Genomic DNA, 17,914 nt, shown 5'->3' on the forward strand with positions numbered 1-17,914 from the left:
GGCGGGCGCGATGGCGGGCGCGCGCTCACGGCGCGCCCGCCGAGGCCGCTAGAGCAGCGTCTTGACCTTCGCGGCGACCGCCTCAGCCGTGATGCCGTACTCGGTCAGCATCACCTCGCCGGCGGCGGAGGCGCCGAATCTGTCGACCGAGACCGACGCGTCGACCCACCGCTCCCAGCCCATGTGGATGCCGGCCTCGACCGAGACCTTCGGCTGCCCGGGCGGCAGCACGCTGTCGCGGTAGGCCTGGTCCTGCGCCTCGAACAGCTCCCAGCTCGGCATCGCGACGACGCGCGCCGTGACGCCGTCCTCGGCGAGCAGCTCGGCGGCGGCGAGCGCGACCGAGACCTCGGAGCCGGTGCCGACGATCGTCGCGGCCGCGCCCTCGGCCTCGGCCAGCACGTAGGCGCCCTTGTCGAGCCCCTTCGCCGGGCCGTACTTGGAGCGGTCGAGCACCGGCAGGTTCTGGCGCGAGAGGATCAGCACGGTCGGCCCCTCCACCAGCTCGACCGCGACGCGCCACGCCTCGGCCGTCTCGTTCGCGTCGCTGGGGCGGATCACCGTCAGGTTCGGGATCGCGCGCAGCGCCGCGATGTGCTCGACCGGCTGGTGGGTCGGACCGTCCTCGCCGAGCGCGATCGAGTCGTGTGAGTAGACCCACAGCGAGCCGATGTTCATCAGCGCCGAGAGGCGGATCGCCGGGCGCATGTAGTCGGCGAACTGCAGGAAGGTCGCGCCGAGCGGCTTGACGATGCCGCCGTGCAGCGCCATGCCGTTGACGGCGGCGCCCATCGCGTGCTCGCGGATGCCCCAGTAGACGTTGCGCGTCGCCTGCTCGCGGCTGTAGGGGCCGTCGGCCTCGATGCCGGTCTTGACCGACTCGTTGAGGTCGGCCGAGCCGCCCACCTGCGTCGGCAGGAAGGGCGCGATCGCCTGGATCGTCGTGTGGCTCGCCGCGCGCGTCGCCAGCGACGACTTCTGCGCCGGGTCGAAGCTCGGCAGCGCCGCGTCGAGCCCGGGCAGCGGCTTGCCGGCCCACGCCAGGTCCCAGACCTGCGCGCGCTCGGAGTCGGCGGCGCGCCACGCCTGGAAGCGCTCCTCCCACTCGGCCTGCGCCGCGGCGCCGCGCTCGACGGCGCTGAACTGCTCGTAGACGCCCTCCGGCACGACGAAGTGCTGGTCGGGATCCCAGCCCAGCACCTCCTTCGTCGCGCGCACCTCGTCCTCGCCGAGCGCCGCGCCGTGGGCGCCGGGCGTGCCGCCCTTGTTCGGCGACGGGAAGCCGATCGTCGATCTGACGCGGATCAGCGAGGGACGACCGGTCTCCTCCTGAGCGGCCTTGACGGCGGCGCGCAGCGCGTCGAGGTCGTTGGCGTCGTCGACGTCCTGGGTGTGCCAGCCGTAGGCGTCGAAGCGCTTGTTGACGTCCTCGGTGTCGAACGCGAGCGACGTTCTGCCGTCGATCGAGATGTGGTTGTGGTCGTAGAAGAAGATCAGGTTGCCGAGCCCGAGATGGCCGGCGAGCGAGGCGGCCTCGGCGCTGACGCCCTCCATCAGGTCGCCGTCGGAGCAGATCCCGTAGGTGTGGTGGCTCTGCACCTCCTCGCCGAACTTCTCGCGCAGGAAGCGCTCGGCGAGCGCGAGCCCGACCGCGTTGGCGACGCCCTGGCCGAGCGGGCCGGTCGTGACCTCGACGCCGGCGGTGTGATGGACCTCCGGGTGGCCCGGCGTGCGCGAGCCCCACGTGCGGAAGTGTCTGATCTCCTCCAGCGTCATGTCCGGGTAGCCGGAGAGGTGGAGACAGGCGTAGAGCAGCATCGAGCCATGACCGGCCGACAGCACGAAGCGGTCCCGGTCGGCCCAATGCGGGTCCTTCGGGTTGTGCTTCATGACCTCCGAGAAGAGGAGGTAGCCGACCGGCGCCATGCCCATCGGCATGCCGGGATGGCCGTTTCCTGCGTGCTGGACCGCGTCCATCGCGAGCGTGCGGATGGTGTCGACGGCGAGCTGCTCGGAGGTGGACTGGGGCGCGGTGGTGGCCATGGGCATCCAGAGGGTCGGCGCGGACGAAAGGACGGCAGCGCGCGCGTCGGCGCACGCACCTGTGCGAGAGGGTATCCCGTCGGGCGCCCCCCCGATCGGCCCGATTCTCGGTTCGACCGGCGCTCGCGCACCGCACGGCGGCTAGCCTGGACGAATCGGCGAGGCGAATCCTGGGGCGCTGAATGTCGTGAGCACGGGGACGGGAGAGGTCATACGGACGCCGGAGGAGCGCTTCGAAGCGCTGCCCGGATTCCCATACAGAGCGCGCTATCGCGATGTCGACGGGCTGCGGCTGGCGCACGTCGACGAGGGCGCGGGCCCGCCCGTGCTGCTGCTGCACGGCGAGCCGACGTGGTCGTTCCTGTGGCGCCACTCGATCGCCGCGCTCGTCGCGGGCGGCTACCGCGCGATCGCGCCCGACCACGCCGGCTTCGGCCGCTCCGACAAGCCGACGGCGCTCGACTGGTACTCCTACGACCGCCACACGGCGCTGGCGGCCGAGCTGCTGGAGCGGCTCGACCTGCGCGACGTGACCGTCGTCGTGCACGACTGGGGCGGGCCGATCGGACTGCGCCTGGCCGTCGAGCAGCCCGACCGGATCGCGCGGATCGTCGTGACCGACACCGGCCTCTTCACCGGTCATCAGCGGATGACGCCGGCGTGGGAGGCGTTCCGCGGCTTCGTCGAGCAGACCGAGGACCTGCCGATCGGGATGCTCGTGCGCGGCGCTTGCCACAGCGACCCCGGCGACGCCGTCGTCGCCGCCTACGAGGCGCCGTTCCCGGACGCCGCTTCGAAGGCCGGCGCGCGCGCCTTCCCGCTGCTGATCCCGCGCACGCCGGAGGAGCCGGGCGCCGCGGCCGGCCAGCGCACGCTCGACGCGCTCGCCCGCGACAGCCGCCCGACGCTGGTCGTGTGGGCCTCCGACGACCCGATCATCCCGCTCTCGACCGGCGAGCGCTTCGCGCGGGCGCTCGGCGGCGAGGTCGCGCACGTGCTGCCGCAGGCCGGGCACTTCCTGCAGGAGGACCAGGGACCGCTGCTCGGCCGCCTGCTGGTCGACTGGCTGGACGCGCGATGAGCGAGACACTCGCGGTTCCGGTCGCCGTCGACCCCGGCTTCGCGATCCGCTTCCTCGACGCCGGCAACGCGCTGCCCGGGATCCGCGGGCTGAAGCCGGTGATGACCGAGCAGCTGGCGCTGCGCCGCGGGATGCGCGTGCTGGAGCTGGGCTGCGGCGCCGGCGACGACGTGCGCTCGTTCGCGCGGCGCGTCGGCGCGGCCGGTCATGTGCTCGGGATCGACAGCTCGGAGGCGCTCGTCGCCGAGGCGACGCGCCGCTCGCAGGGGCGCGACCTGCCGGTCGAGTTCCGCGTCGGCGACGCGCTCGCGCTCGACCTGCCCGACGGCGCCTTCGACCGCGTCCGGATCGAGCGGCTGCTGATGCACGTCGATGGCGATCCCGCACGCGTGCTCGCGGAGGCTCGCCGCGTGCTCGTTCCCGGTGGCCGCGCGGTCGTCTTCGACTTCGACTGGGACGCGCTCGTGATCGACGGCGCCGAGCGCGAGCTGACGCGCCGGATCGTGCGCTCCTACTCCGACGGGATCCGCAACGGCTGGGTCGGCCGGGCGCTGCCGCGACTGCTGGCGGAGGCCGACTTCACCGATGTCGCGGCGGTGCCGCACGGCGTCGCGTTGCCGTACGACTTCTTCTCCTGGCTCGTCTCCAGCCACCTCGACGCGGCGCTCGCCGCCGGCGACTTCACGCCGCAGCAGCTGATCGCGTGGTGGGACCAGCTCGACGAGGCGCACGCCGCCGGCGGCTTCTTCGCGGCGCTGCTGGGCTTCGTCGTCGTCGGCACCAAGCCGGCGGAGGCGGCGGACGATGGCGCGGACGCGTGCGACGCGGCGCGCGAGAACGCGAACGGGCGCGGGTAGGCTCGGCGCGATGCCCTCCTTCTTCGAGCACGACGGTCACCGCCTCGCCTATGGCGAGCACGGCAGCGGCCCGCGGCCGCTCGTGCTGCTGCCGGGACTGCTGTTCTCGCAGCGGATGCAGGAGCCGCTCGCCGACGCGCTCGCGGCGCGCGGCAACCGCGTCATCACGCTCGACCCGCTCGGCCACGGCGACTCCGACCGGCCGCGCGACATGTGGCGCTACTCGATGACGACGTTCGGCGGCCAGGTGGTCGCGCTGCTCGACCACCTCGGGATCGATCAGGCGGTCGTCGGCGGCGCCTCGCTCGGCGCCAACGTCGCGCTCGAGGTCGCCGCCGCCGCGCCCGAGCGGCTGCGCGGCATGGTGCTGGAGATGCCGGTGCTCGACAACGCGCTGCTCGGCTGCGCGATCGGCTTCACGCCGCTGCTGGTCGCGCTGACCTTCGGCGAGCCGGCGATGAAGCTGGTCCAGCGCGTCGCGCGCGTGGTGCCGCGGCGGCCGCTGCCGCTGGTGCCGGAGATCCTGCTCGACTGGGTCTCGCAGGATCCCGGGCCGAGCGCCGCCGTCCTGCAAGGGCTGTTCTTCGGCCGGATCGCGCCACATCGCGAGATCCGCCGCACGTTCGCGACGCCGTCGCTGGTGATCGGACACAAGCGCGACCCGATCCATCCGTTCTCCGACGCCGACATGCTCGCCGAGGAGCTGCGCGACGCCAGGTTGCTGAACGCCGACTCGATCCTCGAGCTGCGAACCCGCCCCGAGCGGCTGACGGCCGAGATCGCCGACTTCGTCGACGCCTGCTGGAAGCCGCGCGAGGCGCCGGCCGCCGCGAGATCGGTCAGACCCCGCGCGAGAGCGCGCAGAGCCCGCGCCAGAGCGCGCCCACGCGCCAGCGCCTGACGGGTTCTCCCTCGCCGCGCACCCGCGCTGCACGTGATCGTGCGTGTGCGCACCTGCGCGGGTGGGAACGTGTTTGCAGTCTGATGCGCCGTACCGTCGTCCCCGTCATCCTCGCCGCGCTGGCCGCGGCGGCGAGCACAGCACCTGCCGCCGCTGCGCCGGCGGCCGTCGCCGACTTCGAGCAGCGCGCGCCCGCGCTCACTGACCCCGCCCGCCCCGCTGCCGCCTCGGCACGCGCCGCCGAGCAGCGTTCCAGCGATTCCGCCGCGCACGCGTCCGCCGCCGCCGCGCTGCGCACGACCGCGCCGATCCGCGCCCCGCGCCCCTTCCAGCTGCTCGGGCTGCGCTGGCGCGGCGACGAGGAGGCGCACGTCGAGGTGCGCGTGCAGCGGGCGAGCGGCCGCTGGAGCCGCTGGGGCGAGGTCCCGCACGCCGAGGACGAGCCGGCCGCCGATCGGCGCGACGAGACCGTCAGCGGTCCGCTGTGGACCGGCAGCGCCATCCGCTACCAGCTGCGCGCGCGGACGCTCCCGCGCGCGCTGCACGTCCACTTCGTCGCGGTGCCGCGCGGCGCGGTGCGGGCCGCGTCCGGGGCCGGCGCTCGCACGGACGACGCCCGCCCAGCTCAGGCCGCGCCGGGCGGCGACGGCGGCAGCGGCAGCGGCGGCGAGCGGCCGGCGATCGTGCCGCGCTCGCAGTGGGACCCGGGCGACGCCTGCCGGCCGCGCAGCGCCCCCCGCTACGGCCGCGTCGACTTCTCCGTCGTCCATCACACCGAGTCGCTGACCGCCTACTCGCGCGACGAAGCGGCCGCGATGGTGCTCGGGATCTGTCGCTTCCACCGCAACGGCAACGGCTGGCTCGACATCGGCTACAACCTGCTCGTCGACCGCTTCGGCACCGTCTACGAAGGCCGCGCCGGCGGCGTCGAACAGCCCGTGATCGGCGCCCACGCCGGCGGCTGGAACAGCATCGCGACCGGCGTCGCGGTGATCGGCAGCTTCACGAGCCGGCGCCCGCCGGCGGCCGCGCGCGAGGCGCTCTCGCGCGTGCTGGCGTGGAAGCTGTCGCTCGGCGGCGTGCCGGCGACGGGGACGATCGCGAAGGTCTCTGCCGGCGGCGAGGAGAACCGCTGGCCGACTGGCTCGACGGTGCGGCTGTCGCGGATCGTCGGCCATCGCGACGTCGACGAGACCGACTGCCCCGGCGGGGCCTTCTACGGACTGCTGCCGGCGCTGCGCGCGCAGACCGCGCCGCGGGTCGACGTGCCGGCCGACCAGCTGACCAGCTCACCGATCGGCGGCGTGCTGCCGCAGGGCGGCCCAGTGGCGCTGACCGGCCGCCTGACGCTTGCGGGCGGACGCCGGCCTGTCGGCGCGCGGCTGACGCTCCAGCGCCGCGACGGCGAGGAGTGGAGCGAGCTCGGCACGTTGAGAACCGGGAGCGACGGGATCTGGTCGGCGTCGGTGCCGGTGACCGTCAACGGCAGCTTCCGCGTCGTCGCCGATGGCGTCGGCGTGACCGCGCCAGCGGTCGGCGCCGAGGTCGCGGCGGGTGTCGGCGCGCGCGTGACACCGCAGCTGCTGCAGCCGGGCAGAGAGGTCACGGTGAGCGGCACGACGACGCCGGCGAAGGAGCGCGTGACCGTGCTCGTCGAGCGCCAGGCGCGCGCCGGCGGGCCGTGGCGGCAGCTGCGACGGGTCGCGCTCGACACCGTCGACGGCGCCTACGAGACGACGATCCCGCTGCCGTCGTCGGGCCTCCACCGCGTCGTCGTGACGACCGCGGCCGACGCGCTCAACGCCGCCGGCAGCTCGCCGGTGCGGACGGCGCGGGTGCGGGCGCCGGGAAGAGGTCGCCGCTAACGCGGCGGCGCGAGCACGGCCGCGATCCGCGTGGCGACGTCGCCGCCGGCGAGCACCTCGCCGCCGGCGCGCGTGAGCGCGTAGCCGAGCGACGATATGTCGCCGCCGCTGAAGCGCGGCACCAGCAGCCGTGCGTGCTCGAGCACCTGGACGCCCTCGGCGATCAGCGTGTGGGAAGGCGCTGCGGACCCGTTCGTCGATCCCGAAGATGCTCTTGCCCGGGTTGAAGATCTGGGTCAGCTCGCTGATCGTCTGCGAGCTGCCGTGCTCGCCCGGCCCGCCGGGGCCGTACCCGCGCACGAGGATCTCCTCCGCGAGCGTCAGCAGCGACAGCGCCTCCAGCCGCGCGTACTCGGCCTTCATCGCCTCGTTCTCGGCGTCCTTCTCCTCGTTCTTGCCGAACAGCCCCATCGTCCTGTCCTCCGGTCGTGCAGTGCGCGCGCCGCACGCTACGCGGCGGCCCGGCGCGCCGCCAACCGGTTCTCCGCCAGGCCGCGTCGGCTCAGCGCCAGCCGCCGGTCTCGCCCTTGTAGAGGCCGTCGCCTCTGAGGACGAGCCGCCAGGTGCGGCTGAGGATCTTCAGGTCGAGCGCCAGTGACTGGTGCTCGACGTACCAGAGGTCGAGCTCGATCCGCTCGCTCCACGGCAGCGAGGCGCGGCCGTTGACCTGCGCCCAGCCGGTCAGCCCTGGCTTGACCTTGAGGCGGCCGCGCTGGCGGTCGCTGTACTGGTCGACCTGGACCTGCACGGTCGGGCGGGGGCCGACGATCGACATCTCGCCGCGGACGACGTTCCAGAGGTTGGGCAGCTCGTCGAGCGAGGTACGGCGCAGGAAGGCGCCCATCCGCGTGATGCGATCGTCGCCCTCCTGCACGGCGAGGCCGGCGCCGGTGAACTCGGCCCCTCTGACCATCGTGCGCAGCTTGTAGATCTCGAACGGCGCGCCGTCCTTGCCGACGCGGCGCTGCCTGTAGATCGGGTGGCCGGGAGACTCGAGCCGGATCAGCAGCGCCGCGAGCGCGATCAGCGGCAAGCCGAGCAGCGTCCCGATGCCGCCCAGCAGCAGGTCGAGCAGGCGTTTCACCGCGAGTTCCCGCTGACGTCCCACAGCACTGCCGCCTGCCGTGGAACTCTCAATGCGAAGCACTTCATCGAGTACCTGCCGGCGGCTCCCAGCCGGCCTCGGTCGGCTCGCGCAGCACGTCGTAGAGGCCGGCGCCGAGGGCGGCGGTCGTCAGCACGTAGTAGCGCGCGACCAGCAGCGGGCGGGCGGGGACCACTCTGGCGAGCGCGGCGGCGGCGAGGATCACGAGCTGCGCGGCGAGCGCGAGCGCGTAGGGGCGGCCGCGACGGGCGAGCACGACGCTGGTCGACAGCACGGCGGCGTGCAGGAAGGGGGTCGCGTAGCGCAGCAGGCGGTGGGAGAAGATCATCAGCCCGTAGAGCGGGCCGTAGCCCTTCGGGTCGAGCATCCCGCCGTGCAGGACGATCGGCCAGCCGTGGGTCATCATCCGCCGCTTGCGCGCGAACTCGCCCTCGATCGAGGGGACCATCTTCTCGGTCGCGCGAGCGTCGGGCGCGTACAGCGCGCGCCAGCCGCGTTTGACCATGTTGAACGGGAACGAGAGATCGTGGCCCATGATCGGATCGACCTCGATGTACGCCTCGCGGCGGGTCGCGTAGATCGCGCCGTTGCCGCCGGTGACCGACGCCAGGCGCGACTCGAGCCCCCGCAGCGCCATCTCGTAGCGCCAGTAGAGCCCCTCCTGGTTGGTCCCGCCCTCGTTGACGAAGGCGACCTGACCGCAGACGTAGCCGACTTCGGGTGCGCCGGCGAACGGCGCGACGAGCCGGCGCAGCGCGTCGGGCTCCCAGAAGGCGTTGGCGTCGGAGAAGGCGACGATCCGGCCGCTGGCGGCACGCACCGCGGCGTCCTGCGCGCGGATCTTGCCGCCGCGCGGCAGCTCCAGCACCTGGTCGGCGCCGGCGTCGCGGGCCCGCTGCGGCGTCGCGTCGGGCGAGCCGTCGCAGGCGACGACGATCTCCAGCCGGTCGGCGGGGTAGTCGAGCGCCCGCAGGTTCGCGACCTTGTCGGCGATCACCGACTCCTCCTGGTACGCGGCGACGATCACCGTCACCGACGGCAGCTCGGCGTCTCCGTCAGCGCCATCGGCTCCGTCCGCTGCCGTCTTCGGTGCACCGGTGCGCGCGAGCGGCGCCGGCCGGAGCTTTGCCAGCAGCGCGAGCACGACGCCGTAGCCGGCCTGCGCGTAGACGACCAGCGCGGCACAGAGCCAGAAGAGGAGCTTCACGACGAGCACGGCGGGGGATTCTTGCGGACCGCGCCCGCCGCCGCTTCTCAACCCCCTCTCACCGAGGCTCCCCCACCTCCGCGGGAATCCGCGAGGGCAGGTACACGACCTCTACGTCGAGCGACTCCATCCGCAGGAACGCCCTGTCGCAGGTGACCAGCGGAACCCCAAGTGTCTGGGCGGTCGCCGCGATCCAAAGGTCGTTCTCACTGAACGTGCGCCCCCGGCGCCGCTCGGCGTCCTTCATCCGCGCCCATGTCGCTCATGGCTCCGCCATGAAGTGCTCTTCGATGATGGCGTGGTACTCCTCCCAGTCCTCCTCGGTCAGGACTCCGGAGGTGTCTGAAGGCGGGCCGCTCGCTCTGCCCCAGTTGACGATCCCCTGTTCGCGGGCGAGGCGGTCGACATTGGCCCGCGTCTCGGGCGGGCAGGGCCGTCGAGGACGGCCGTTGGTGAGGTAATACGACGCAGTGGTCTCCATCCACCGGATTCTTCGCGGCGCTGTTCGCGATGTCTATAGCCGCCGTGTTGTTACAACAGGGATCTGTAGAGCGCGAGGGTGCGCTCGGCGATCGCGTCCCAGGCGTACGGACCGGCGGCCGCGGCGCGGGCGGCGGCGGCGAGGCGAGCGCGCGCGGCGGGGTCGGCCAGCAGGCCGGTGAGCGCGGCGTGAAGGGCGTCGGAGTCGCCGGGCGGGACCAGCTCCGCGGCGCCGGTCGCGGCGACCTCGGGGAAGCCGCCGACCGCCGTCAGCAGCAGCGGATTGCCGAAGGCGAGCGCGGTGAAGAGGACGCCCGATTGGTCGATCTCGCGATAGGGCAGCACGACGAGGTCAGCGCGGGAGAAGAAGGCGGCGATCTCGTCGTCGGCGACGAAGCGCGGGACGAAGCGGACGTTCGGCGGCGCGGCGGCGCGCAGCGGGGCGAGGTCCAGCTTCGGCAGGCCGACGATCCACAGCTCGGCGTCGTCGATCCCGCGCCACGCCTCGAGCAGCACGTCGACGCCCTTGTAGGGCCGCAGCAGGCCGAAGCAGAGCACGACCGGCCGCTCGCGCGGGACGGCGGCCAGCTCGGGCGGGAGGGGGCGCGGGGGCGCCCCGCCGGGCGCGGGCGCACCGGACGCGGCGGCCTCACCGCGCGAGGGCTCCGGCACGAAGTGCGTGAACGCACCGTGCGGGATCACGTGGACCTTCGCGGGGTCGATCGCCAGCTCCTCACGCAGCCGCGCGGCGCCGTGCTCGGAGTGGACGACGACGGCGTCGACGCGCTCGTAGAGCCGCCGCTGGGCGTCGAGCTGGCCGGGCCGCGGCTCGCGCGGGAGCACGTCGTGGGCGGTCAGGACGAGCGGGCGACGACGGCCGGCCACCCGCCGCGGCGGCAGCAGGTGGACGTCGAGCGGCTGCACGGTCAGCCACTGGAAGTGGACGACGTCGGCGCCGCGCGCGTGGGCGCGGAACCGAACCATGTCAGGGACATGCTGTGCCAACTTGGCCAGCATTCGCAGGCGCGAGCCGGCGGCGCCGGGCGCGATCCGATAGAACGACTCTGTGACCGCATAGCCGCTGCCGCGCGGAACCGCTCCGTAGGCGAAGCGGCTGGTCACCAGCTCGACGTCGGCGCCGGCCCGCGCGAGGGCTCCGGCCAGCGCATGGTCGTACGGCGGCGTGAACGCCGACGGGTCGACGAGCTGAACGCGCAGCGGCGACGAGGACATCCAGGCATCATCCCCCACCACGCATGAGCATCGAAGTCTCCTACTGCATCGTCAACACCGAGCAGCGCGCTCTGCTCGAACGCTGCCTCGACGCGATCGCGCGCGAGCAGCGCGAGCTGCCGTTCGCGACCGAGGTGCTCGTGCTCGACAACGCCTCGCGCGACGGCTCGGTCGGGATGGCGCGCGCCCATCCGGTCACGACGGAGCTGATCAGACGCGAGCAGCGGCGCGGCAAGGCCGAGAACGACTCGACGCTGATGCAGCGCGCCCGCGGCCGCTACTGCCTGCTGCTGAACGAGGACTCCGAGCTGATGCCGGGCGCGACGAAGGCGCTGCACGACGCGCTCGACACGACCGAGAGAGCGGCGACCGCGGGCGCGAAGCTGCTGCGCCCCGACGGCGGCCAGTACCCGTCGGCATGGCGCTTCCCCACCCCGACGACCGCCTTCTGGGCGGCGATCGGGATGCACAAGCGGTTCACGGTCCAGAGCCGCGGCGACGAGGTGCGCGAGGTCGACTGGGCGCAGTCGGCGGCGCTGCTGGTGCGGCGCGAGGCGGCGGCGCGGATCGGCTGGATGGACCCCGCCTTCTTCGTCTACTCCGACGAGGTCGACTTCTGCAAGCGGCTTCACGACGCCGGCTGGAAGAACCTCTACGTGCCGGGCGCCGAGGCGATCCACCACGAGCAGCTGTCGACCGGCAGCGTGCCGAGACGGCGGATCGTCGAGCTGTCGCGCAACCGCGAGCGCTACATGCGCAAGCACCACTCGCTGCCCTCGGCGCTGATCGTGCGCTGGCTGACGGCGTGGACGTACGCGCTGCGCGCGCTGGCCGCCTACCTGCTGCCGCGCCACGACCCGCAGCGCTACTGGCAGCACGTCAGCGCGACGCTCCACCCCGAGCGCGGCGAAGGGCTGCGCGAGGCGGCCGCCGACTACAACCGCGGCGGCACGCGGCTGTAGCCGCGAGCGCGCCGGTGCGCGGCTTCGTCTACGAGGTCGAGAGCGGGCGGCTGCGCGAGGTCGCCTGAGCGGCGGCGACCGGGCCGGCCGGGCCGGCGGCGACGATCCGGCCCTTGCCGGCGGCCTTCGCCGCGTAGAGCGCCTCGTCGGCCCGCTGCAGCAGCCGCGACCCGTCGGCCGAGCCGGCGGCCGCGACGATCCCCGCTGAGCAGGTGACGCCATCGGGCAGCCGCTCCAGCAGCCGCCGCACGATCGTCTCGCCCGACTCCGCTGCCGAGGGCACCAGCAGCAGCGCGAACTCGTCGCCGCCGAAGCGCGCCAGCAGGTCGGCGTCGCGCAGCGCAGCGCGCCAGCGCGCGGCGACGGCACGCAGCAGCGCATCGCCGGCAGCGTGGCCGTGCGTGTCGTTGAGCTGCTTGAAGTCGTCGAGGTCGATCAGCGCGAGCGTCACCGACAGGCCATGACGGGCCGCGCGGCTCAGCTCACGCGGCGCCGACTCCTCCCACGCGCGCCGGTTCGCGAGGCCGGTCAGCGCGTCGGTGCGAGCCTCGGCCGCCAGCCGAGCGACCAGCTGCTCGCGCTCGATCGCGATCGCGGCGTCGAGCGCCAGCAGCTCCAGCAGCCGCCGCACGGCCAGCGGCGGCCGCCGCCGCGGTCTGCTCCAGCCGACCGCGAGCACGCCGAGCGTCTCCCCGCCGTGGCGCAGCGGCTGGTGCAGGACGGCGCCAGTGCCGGTCGCATGCACGAGGCGCGCGTCGAGCACGCCGTCGGCGCGCGCGTCGGCGGAGAAGCGCTGCTGTCCGCTGGCGAAGGCGCGGCCGACGCCCCCGGTGCCCGGCTCGATCCGCGCCCGCACGACGCCCTCGAGCAGCCCGTCGGCGGCGGTGATCACCAGCGCCTCGCCCTCGCGCTCGACGAGCGCGGCCCAGTCCGCCCCGGCGCCCGCGCGGGCGGCGTCGCAGACCTGTCGGCGCACGTCGGATCCGGTCGCCAGCTGGCGCGCGATCCCAAGCGCCAGCTCCAGCTCCGTGGGAGGCTCCACCGATCCGTCGGCAGCCGTCATCGGCCGCGCGCCGTCGGGCGCGGTCCGGTCCGCATCCGTGCAGGTCATGTCTCTCAGCGATTACGGCGACCCGGCAGCAGCCGGATCACGGGCACGACCATCGCCCGCAGAAGCTGGCGCTCCTGCGCTCGGTAGAAGCCGAGCGGGACGAGCAGCAGCGGCAGCACGACGAAGACGGCGGCGCGCGCCACGAACCCCACGGCGCCGGACGTCGGCAGCAGCAGCTCGCCGAGCGCCGCGCCGCCGCCGACGGCGAGCGCGATCTGCGCGACGCGCAGCCACTCGAAGTCGACGCGGAAGAGGTTGCGCGTCAGCAGCCGCATCACGATCAGCATCGCGACGTAGGCGCCGGCCAGCGCGAGGCCGGCGCCGGCCAGCTCGAAGTGCGGCGTCAGCACCAGCAGCAGCACGACGTTGACCGCCAGCCCGACCGCGGCGGCGGGGAAGTTGCGCGTCGTCACCTCGGCACGGCCGGCGATCACGACGAAGATCACGAACAGGCCGTAGAGCGCCCAGCCGAGCGCCAGCCACGGGATCGCGACGTGCGCCTCGTAGAAGTCGGGCGCCGCCAGCAGTCTCGTCAGCCAGCGGCCGAGCAGCAGCAGCCCGCCGACCGCCCAGCCGGTCAGCAGCAGGTAGTAGGTCGCGACGAAGGCGTAGAAGCGCGCCGCCTCGTCGTCGTCCTTGATCGAGTAGGCCAGCGGCGGCCACGAGTACTGGAAGGCGCGCACGACGAAGGCGACCGTGCCGGCGAGCTTGACCGCGAGCGCGTAGAGGCCGGCGGTCGCCGCTCCGTACTTGTGGAAGATGTAGTAGCGGTCGACGAGGTTGAGCGCGTAGACGGAGGCATCGGCCGGGACCGTCGGGAAGCCGAATCTCAGCAGCGCTCTGAGCGAGTGCAGGCCGGGGTGGTCGGCGCCGCCGCGACGCGGCAGCAGCCGTCTGCGCAGCGTCCACCACAGCCCCAGCAGCACGACCGCGGAGGCGCCGTAGTTGCCGAGCAGCAGGCCGAAGGCGCCCTCGTCGTTGACGACGACGAGGAAGACGGTCAGCGAGATCGTCAGCAGGACGTTGGAGAGCGTCGTGATCGCGTACGCCTTCGCGCGCTCGTCGACGCGCAGCAGCGCGTAGGCCAGCTCGAGGTTGGTGAAGGCCCACAGGCCGAGCACGGCGACGCGGAAGACGGCCGGGTCGCGACGGTCGATCACGATCTCCGACAGCGGCGCGGCGAGCAGCGCCAGCGGGATCGCCACGACGGTCGTGGCGACGAGCAGGAAGCCGACGGCGCGGCGCGCCAGCGCGTCCCGCCGCTGCTGGTCCTCGTCGACGTAGTGGTAGCGCACGAGCGCCTCGCCGATCCCGAAGCGGACGAGGATGCTGACCAGCACGATCGCGGTCATCAGCAGCTCGGCGATGCCGTAGTCGGCCTCGCTGACGTGCCGCGTGTAGACCGGCAGCAGCGCAACCGCGAAGACCTTCGAGACGAGGTCGCCGACCTGATAGGCGACGGTCGTCGTGAGGAGGCGCTTGAGCAAGCCGTGCACGGCGCAGGACGGTACTCGGTAGCGTCCCGGAGGTTCATGGTCGAACCGCTCGAAGAGCCGCTCGCGCTGCTGTTGCTGCCCGTCCCGCTGGAGCGCTTCGACCATGCCGAGCACGCGCGCGACCTGCTGCGCGCGCCGCGCGTGCTGGCGCTGGAGCCGCCGCGTGTGTCATGGCAGCGGATCGGCCGGTTGCCCGGTTCGCTCGCGCTCGGGGTCGGCGTGCGGCAGGCGAAGCGGCTGAAGCTGCCGGGCCCGGTGCGCGTCGTGGTGCTCTACGACGCGCTTCAGCTGCCGCTCGCGCAAGGGCTGCTGCTGCGTCACGAGGGGGCTGAGCTGTGGCGCGCGGAGGCGGCCGTCGAGGCGACCGCACAGGCGACGTTCGCGTTCGCGCCCGACGACGCCGCCGGCCGTGCCGAGGACCCCGCGGCCGACGCCTTCGACCGCAACGAGCCGCTGTGGGAGCGACTGGAGCGGCTCGGCGTGGCGGAGTTCTCCGGCTGAGCCGCACCGCCTGTCGGCGGTGCTCGTCCAGAGCGGCCCTGGACGGTCGGCGCAGGTGCGCCAGAATGAAGGGATGGAGTCGTTGAAGGGCAAGCTGCTGCTCGCCTCGCCGTCACTGCAGGACCCCAACTTCGCGCGTACGGTCGTGCTCGTTGCCGAGCACAACGAGGACGGCGCGATGGGGTTGGTGCTCAACCGTCCCGCGACGACGACGGTCGCCGAGAGCGCGCCGGAGCTGGAAGAGCTGGTCGAGGCCGAGGAGCCGATCTACATCGGCGGGCCGGTGCAGCCGTCGGCCGTGATCGTGCTCGCATCCTTCGAACAGCCGGAGGCGGCCGGGCTGCTGGTCAGGGACGACGTCGGCTTCCTCTCCGCCGAGGCCGACTTCGCCACCTCGCGCGACGCCACGCGCGACATGCGCGTCTTCGCCGGGCACGCCGGCTGGGGCCCCGGCCAGCTCGACGAGGAGCTGGAGCGGGAGGACTGGATCGTCGAGCCGCCGCTGCCGCAGGAGCTGTTCAGCGCCGATCCCGAGGAGCTGTGGGTCGAGGTGCTGACGCGCAAGGGCGGGAGATTCGCGCTGGTCGCGCGGATGCCGCTCGACCCGTCGGTCAACTGACGGCAGGCGGAAACCGCCGCGCCGCCTACTGCGCCAGCGTCGCCCAGATGGAGCGGATCAGCTCGCCAGCGCCGCTGTCGCCGTCGGCGGCGAGCTGGGCGAGCTGCGGCAGGCCGGTGTGGACGGCGAAGCCTTCGCCGAGTCTCCAGGAGGCGATCACGACCGTCTCGGCGTCGCTCTCGGGACCGGCGGTGGCGCTGTACTCAGCCGACGGCAGCACCGAGGCGAGCGCCTCGTAGCGGTCGTAGCCGCTGAAGTAGCCGCCCGTCTCGGCGAAGATCGGGCCGTCGAGCGTCGTCGTCAGCGCGACCGTCTCGCCGGGCGGCGCCTCGACCAGCGGCTGGCGCGGGCGGGCGCCGAGCGCGTCGGTCGCGGCGGCGGCGCTGGGACGGCTCAGGAGGCCGTCGTCGAGCCGCACGCCGCGGCGCAGCGAGTCGGTCCCGAGCGACCAGACGCGGCCGCCCTCCTCGACGCGTCTGCGCAGGTCGCGCCGCAGCCGCGGGGTGATCCAGCGCGAGTCGCCGGCGAAGAGCGTGCCGCGGTAGCCGTCGAGCGGCGGTCCCTCGCCGCTCGCGAGCGCCGCGTCGGTCGTCAGCTCGTAGCGCAGCAGGTTGTCGTCGAGGAAGCGCAGCAGCGCGCCCTCCTGCGACGCGACGCTGGCCGGCATGCCGTGCGCGAGCGGGCGGCCGAGCAGCACGCTTGCGTCGCGACCGCGAGCGGTCAGCACGTTCGGCATCCCGTCGCCGTCGTCGTCGACGGGGTTGAGCCCCTGCCACGTGATCGCGGGCAGCACGACGAGCACGCGCCGGTCGACCGGCGCGGAGACGACGAGCGGCACCTGCGTGCGGTGCGTTCTCGTCGCGATCGTCAGCACGTGCAGTCCGGCCTGCCCACGCGGCGCCCGCAGCCGCAGTCTCGAATCGCTCTCTCTGCCGCGCGCCAGCACCTGCGGCTCGCCGTAGCGCCGCAGCGCCCACGTGTATCTGCGGCCGCGCGCGTCGACGCGCACCGTCGTCACTCTCCCGGCCTGCACCGGAGCAATCGGCGGGGCGGCGGCGAGGTAGCGGATCGTCACGCCGGCGCGGCCTCTGACGGCGCCCGTTCTGGGCGGCAGCGCGGCCGGGAAGGTGCCGGCGTTGCCGGCGCGGTCGGCCGCCTCCAGCCCCATCAGGTACGTGCCGGCCGGGGCGGGGCTGCCGTCGATCGTGCCGTCCCAGGTGACCGACGCCTGGCGCTGGTCGATCGCGACCCGCTCGACGATCCGCGCCGGCTCGACGTCGGTCCGCCACACCTGCAGCTCGGCTCTGCGCCCCTCGGTCCCTCTGATCGCGACCGTGACGGCGTCGACGTCTCTCTGCGGCAGGAAGGCGGGGCCGCTGTCGCCCTCGGGCTCGACGGAGACGACGCGCGGCTTCGGCGGCTTCGTGTCGACGGCGATCTCGATGTCGGGCAGGTCGATCGTGCGGCCCTGCCGCAGCAGCGCGACGCGGACCTTGTAATAGCCGTCGGGGGCGACGCCGCCGTCTCTGACGCGGCCGTCCCAGAACCACTTCTCGCGCACCTTGCGCGGGACGCTGACGCCGTCGGCGACGGTCGCGACGATTCTGCCCTCGTCGTCGACGATCGAGATCGAGACGTCGTCGGCGTTGACGAGCCAGAAGGAGATCTTCGCGCGGCGCGGCTTGTCAGGATCGTCGGAGGCCGGCGAGAAGACGACGGAGACCTCCGGCCGCACGATCAGCGGCGGCGTCGACTTCAGCTTCTGCGTGACGACGAACGCGCCGAGCGTCGCGACGACGAGCAGCGCGAAGACGATCCGGGCGGCGCGGGTCAACCGCGGACTACTGCCTGTCGGCGCCGACGGTGACGACGACGTCCGCCGTGCACGAGCCGGTCGGCGCCGCGCAGGCGGTCTCCGACGACGGCTGGATCGCGTCGATCGCGTCGTCGGAGAGGCCGAGCGTTCTGGCGACTGCTCTCGCGTACGCCTCTCTGCCGTTGCGGTACTCGACGACCGTCACGGTGCGGGCGGAGTCGCCGGCGTCGGCGGCCGCGCCCTCCGGGTAGCCGGCTGCCGTCAGCTCTGCGAGCACTCTGCTGGCGAGACCTGTGACGCCGGTGCCGTTGAGCACCGTGACGCGAATGTCGGCCGGCTGGACGGAGGGCGTCTGCGCTCTCTGCGTCGACGCTCTTCTGGTCGCGCTTCTTCTCGTTCTGCTCTCGGGTCTGACGACCGCGGTCTGTCTGTCGGCGTCGTCACCGCCGCCGATCACCCCGGCGGCGTAGAGACCGCCGCCGACGACGACCAGCGCGAGCACGACGAAGAGGACGGCCGCGAGGCGGCGACGGCCGTGCGGCTTCTCCTCCTCCGGCGCGGGCACGCCGCGCGCGGCGCCGCCGGAGGCGCGCAGCGGCGCTGCCGGCTGCGGCCGGCCGCCGGGACGCGGCCGGGC

General features: G+C 73.6%; 18 protein-coding genes. 7 read left to right on the forward strand and 11 right to left on the reverse strand.

Annotated elements, in window-relative coordinates; translation table 11 throughout:
* Window positions 1–48: 48 nt before the first annotated feature.
* Window positions 49–2,043, reverse strand: a complete 1,995-nt coding sequence (gene tkt, locus R7226_RS01170) for a transketolase (protein WP_318595186.1) — start codon at window positions 2,041–2,043, stop codon at window positions 49–51.
* Between the two features lie 187 nt (window positions 2,044–2,230).
* Here tkt and R7226_RS01175 point away from each other — a divergent pair, with 187 nt between their 5' ends.
* The 4 genes from R7226_RS01175 (at window position 2,231) to R7226_RS01190 (ending at window position 6,747) form a co-directional block, all read left to right on the forward strand.
* Complete coding sequence (locus R7226_RS01175; protein WP_318595187.1) at window positions 2,231–3,124, forward strand: haloalkane dehalogenase; 894 nt, start codon at window positions 2,231–2,233, stop codon at window positions 3,122–3,124.
* Window positions 3,121–3,981 (forward strand): methyltransferase domain-containing protein, encoded by an 861-nt coding sequence (locus R7226_RS01180; protein WP_318595188.1) that lies wholly within the window; start codon window positions 3,121–3,123, stop codon window positions 3,979–3,981. The genes R7226_RS01175 and R7226_RS01180 overlap by 4 nt, the downstream gene beginning before the upstream one ends.
* A gap of 10 nt (window positions 3,982–3,991) precedes the next feature.
* Window positions 3,992–4,882: an alpha/beta fold hydrolase gene (locus R7226_RS01185; protein ID WP_318595189.1), complete on the forward strand. Its 891-nt coding sequence runs from the start codon at window positions 3,992–3,994 to the stop codon at window positions 4,880–4,882.
* An 83-nt stretch (window positions 4,883–4,965) separates the two neighbouring features.
* Window positions 4,966–6,747 (forward strand): peptidoglycan recognition protein family protein, encoded by a 1,782-nt coding sequence (locus R7226_RS01190; RefSeq protein WP_318595190.1) that lies wholly within the window; start codon window positions 4,966–4,968, stop codon window positions 6,745–6,747.
* Here R7226_RS01190 and R7226_RS01195 read toward each other — a convergent pair.
* The 6 genes from R7226_RS01195 to R7226_RS01215 form a co-directional block, all read right to left on the reverse strand.
* The gene (locus tag R7226_RS01195) at window positions 6,744–6,893 is read right to left on the reverse strand and encodes a hypothetical protein (protein ID WP_318595191.1); all 150 of its coding nucleotides are present in this window, start codon (window positions 6,891–6,893) and stop codon (window positions 6,744–6,746) included. The two genes, R7226_RS01190 and R7226_RS01195, sit on opposite strands and share 4 nt — an antisense overlap.
* A gap of 356 nt (window positions 6,894–7,249) precedes the next feature.
* The gene (locus tag R7226_RS01200; RefSeq protein ID WP_318595192.1) at window positions 7,250–7,831 is read right to left on the reverse strand and encodes a sugar transferase; all 582 of its coding nucleotides are present in this window, start codon (window positions 7,829–7,831) and stop codon (window positions 7,250–7,252) included.
* A 64-nt stretch (window positions 7,832–7,895) separates the two neighbouring features.
* Window positions 7,896–9,068 carry a glycosyltransferase family 2 protein gene (locus R7226_RS01205; protein WP_318595193.1) on the reverse strand — a complete coding sequence of 391 codons (1,173 nt, stop codon included), beginning with the start codon at window positions 9,066–9,068 and terminating at the stop codon, window positions 7,896–7,898.
* Between the two features lie 49 nt (window positions 9,069–9,117).
* Window positions 9,118–9,306 (reverse strand): PIN domain-containing protein, encoded by a 189-nt coding sequence (locus tag R7226_RS31625; RefSeq protein WP_404827732.1) that lies wholly within the window; start codon window positions 9,304–9,306, stop codon window positions 9,118–9,120.
* A gap of 15 nt (window positions 9,307–9,321) precedes the next feature.
* Window positions 9,322–9,540, reverse strand: coding sequence for a hypothetical protein (locus R7226_RS01210; RefSeq protein WP_318595194.1), 219 nt, complete (start codon window positions 9,538–9,540; stop codon window positions 9,322–9,324).
* Window positions 9,541–9,590: 50 nt separating this feature from the next.
* Window positions 9,591–10,772, reverse strand: a complete 1,182-nt coding sequence (locus R7226_RS01215; protein ID WP_318595195.1) for a glycosyltransferase family 4 protein — start codon at window positions 10,770–10,772, stop codon at window positions 9,591–9,593.
* A gap of 23 nt (window positions 10,773–10,795) precedes the next feature.
* On the opposite strand from R7226_RS01215, the gene R7226_RS01220 reads away from it, so the two are divergent.
* On the forward strand, window positions 10,796–11,734 hold the full coding sequence (locus R7226_RS01220; RefSeq protein ID WP_318595196.1) for a glycosyltransferase family 2 protein: 939 nt from the start codon (window positions 10,796–10,798) through the stop codon (window positions 11,732–11,734).
* Between the two features lie 28 nt (window positions 11,735–11,762).
* On the opposite strand, the gene R7226_RS01225 is transcribed toward R7226_RS01220, so the two are convergent.
* Both R7226_RS01225 and R7226_RS01230 read right to left on the reverse strand, forming a co-directional pair.
* The gene (locus tag R7226_RS01225) at window positions 11,763–12,776 is read right to left on the reverse strand and encodes a GGDEF domain-containing protein (protein WP_318595197.1); all 1,014 of its coding nucleotides are present in this window, start codon (window positions 12,774–12,776) and stop codon (window positions 11,763–11,765) included.
* Window positions 12,777–12,850: 74 nt separating this feature from the next.
* Entirely contained in the window at window positions 12,851–14,341 is a 1,491-nt protein-coding gene (locus tag R7226_RS01230) for a lipopolysaccharide biosynthesis protein (RefSeq protein ID WP_318595198.1), read from the reverse strand.
* Between the two features lie 36 nt (window positions 14,342–14,377).
* Here R7226_RS01230 and R7226_RS01235 point away from each other — a divergent pair, with 36 nt between their 5' ends.
* A complete protein-coding gene (locus R7226_RS01235) occupies window positions 14,378–14,842 on the forward strand; it encodes a hypothetical protein (RefSeq protein ID WP_318595200.1) in 465 nt (154 codons plus the stop codon).
* Window positions 14,843–14,897: 55 nt separating this feature from the next.
* On the forward strand, window positions 14,898–15,461 hold the full coding sequence (locus R7226_RS01240) for a YqgE/AlgH family protein (protein ID WP_318595201.1): 564 nt from the start codon (window positions 14,898–14,900) through the stop codon (window positions 15,459–15,461).
* Between the two features lie 25 nt (window positions 15,462–15,486).
* Here R7226_RS01240 and R7226_RS01245 read toward each other — a convergent pair whose 3' ends face one another.
* Together R7226_RS01245 and R7226_RS01250 are read right to left on the reverse strand one after the other, a co-directional pair.
* A complete protein-coding gene (locus R7226_RS01245; protein ID WP_318595202.1) occupies window positions 15,487–17,295 on the reverse strand; it encodes a N,N-dimethylformamidase beta subunit family domain-containing protein in 1,809 nt (602 codons plus the stop codon).
* A 7-nt stretch (window positions 17,296–17,302) separates the two neighbouring features.
* Window positions 17,303–17,914, reverse strand: a 612-nt coding sequence (locus R7226_RS01250; protein ID WP_318595203.1) for a LytR C-terminal domain-containing protein, incomplete at its 5' end; no start/stop codon positions are given.

This window comes from Conexibacter stalactiti, assembly GCF_033542075.1.
GTDB classification, from domain to species: Bacteria; Actinomycetota; Thermoleophilia; order Solirubrobacterales; family Solirubrobacteraceae; genus Conexibacter; species Conexibacter stalactiti.

Excerpts from the sequence above, each read along its gene's own strand:
- tkt (WP_318595186.1), bottom strand. The coding sequence starts at position 2,043 with ATGGCCACCACCGCGCCCCAGTCCACCTCCGAGCAGCTCGCCGTCGAC.
- R7226_RS01180 (WP_318595188.1), top strand. The coding sequence starts at position 3,121 with ATGAGCGAGACACTCGCGGTTCCGGTCGCCGTCGACCCCGGCTTCGCG.
- R7226_RS01185 (WP_318595189.1), top strand. The coding sequence starts at position 3,992 with ATGCCCTCCTTCTTCGAGCACGACGGTCACCGCCTCGCCTATGGCGAG.
- R7226_RS01190 (WP_318595190.1), top strand. The coding sequence starts at position 4,966 with ATGCGCCGTACCGTCGTCCCCGTCATCCTCGCCGCGCTGGCCGCGGCG.
- R7226_RS31625 (WP_404827732.1), bottom strand. The coding sequence starts at position 9,306 with ATGAAGGACGCCGAGCGGCGCCGGGGGCGCACGTTCAGTGAGAACGAC.
- R7226_RS01210 (WP_318595194.1), bottom strand. The coding sequence starts at position 9,540 with ATGGAGACCACTGCGTCGTATTACCTCACCAACGGCCGTCCTCGACGG.
- R7226_RS01215 (WP_318595195.1), bottom strand. The coding sequence starts at position 10,772 with ATGTCCTCGTCGCCGCTGCGCGTTCAGCTCGTCGACCCGTCGGCGTTC.
- R7226_RS01220 (WP_318595196.1), top strand. The coding sequence starts at position 10,796 with ATGAGCATCGAAGTCTCCTACTGCATCGTCAACACCGAGCAGCGCGCT.
- R7226_RS01235 (WP_318595200.1), top strand. The coding sequence starts at position 14,378 with ATGGTCGAACCGCTCGAAGAGCCGCTCGCGCTGCTGTTGCTGCCCGTC.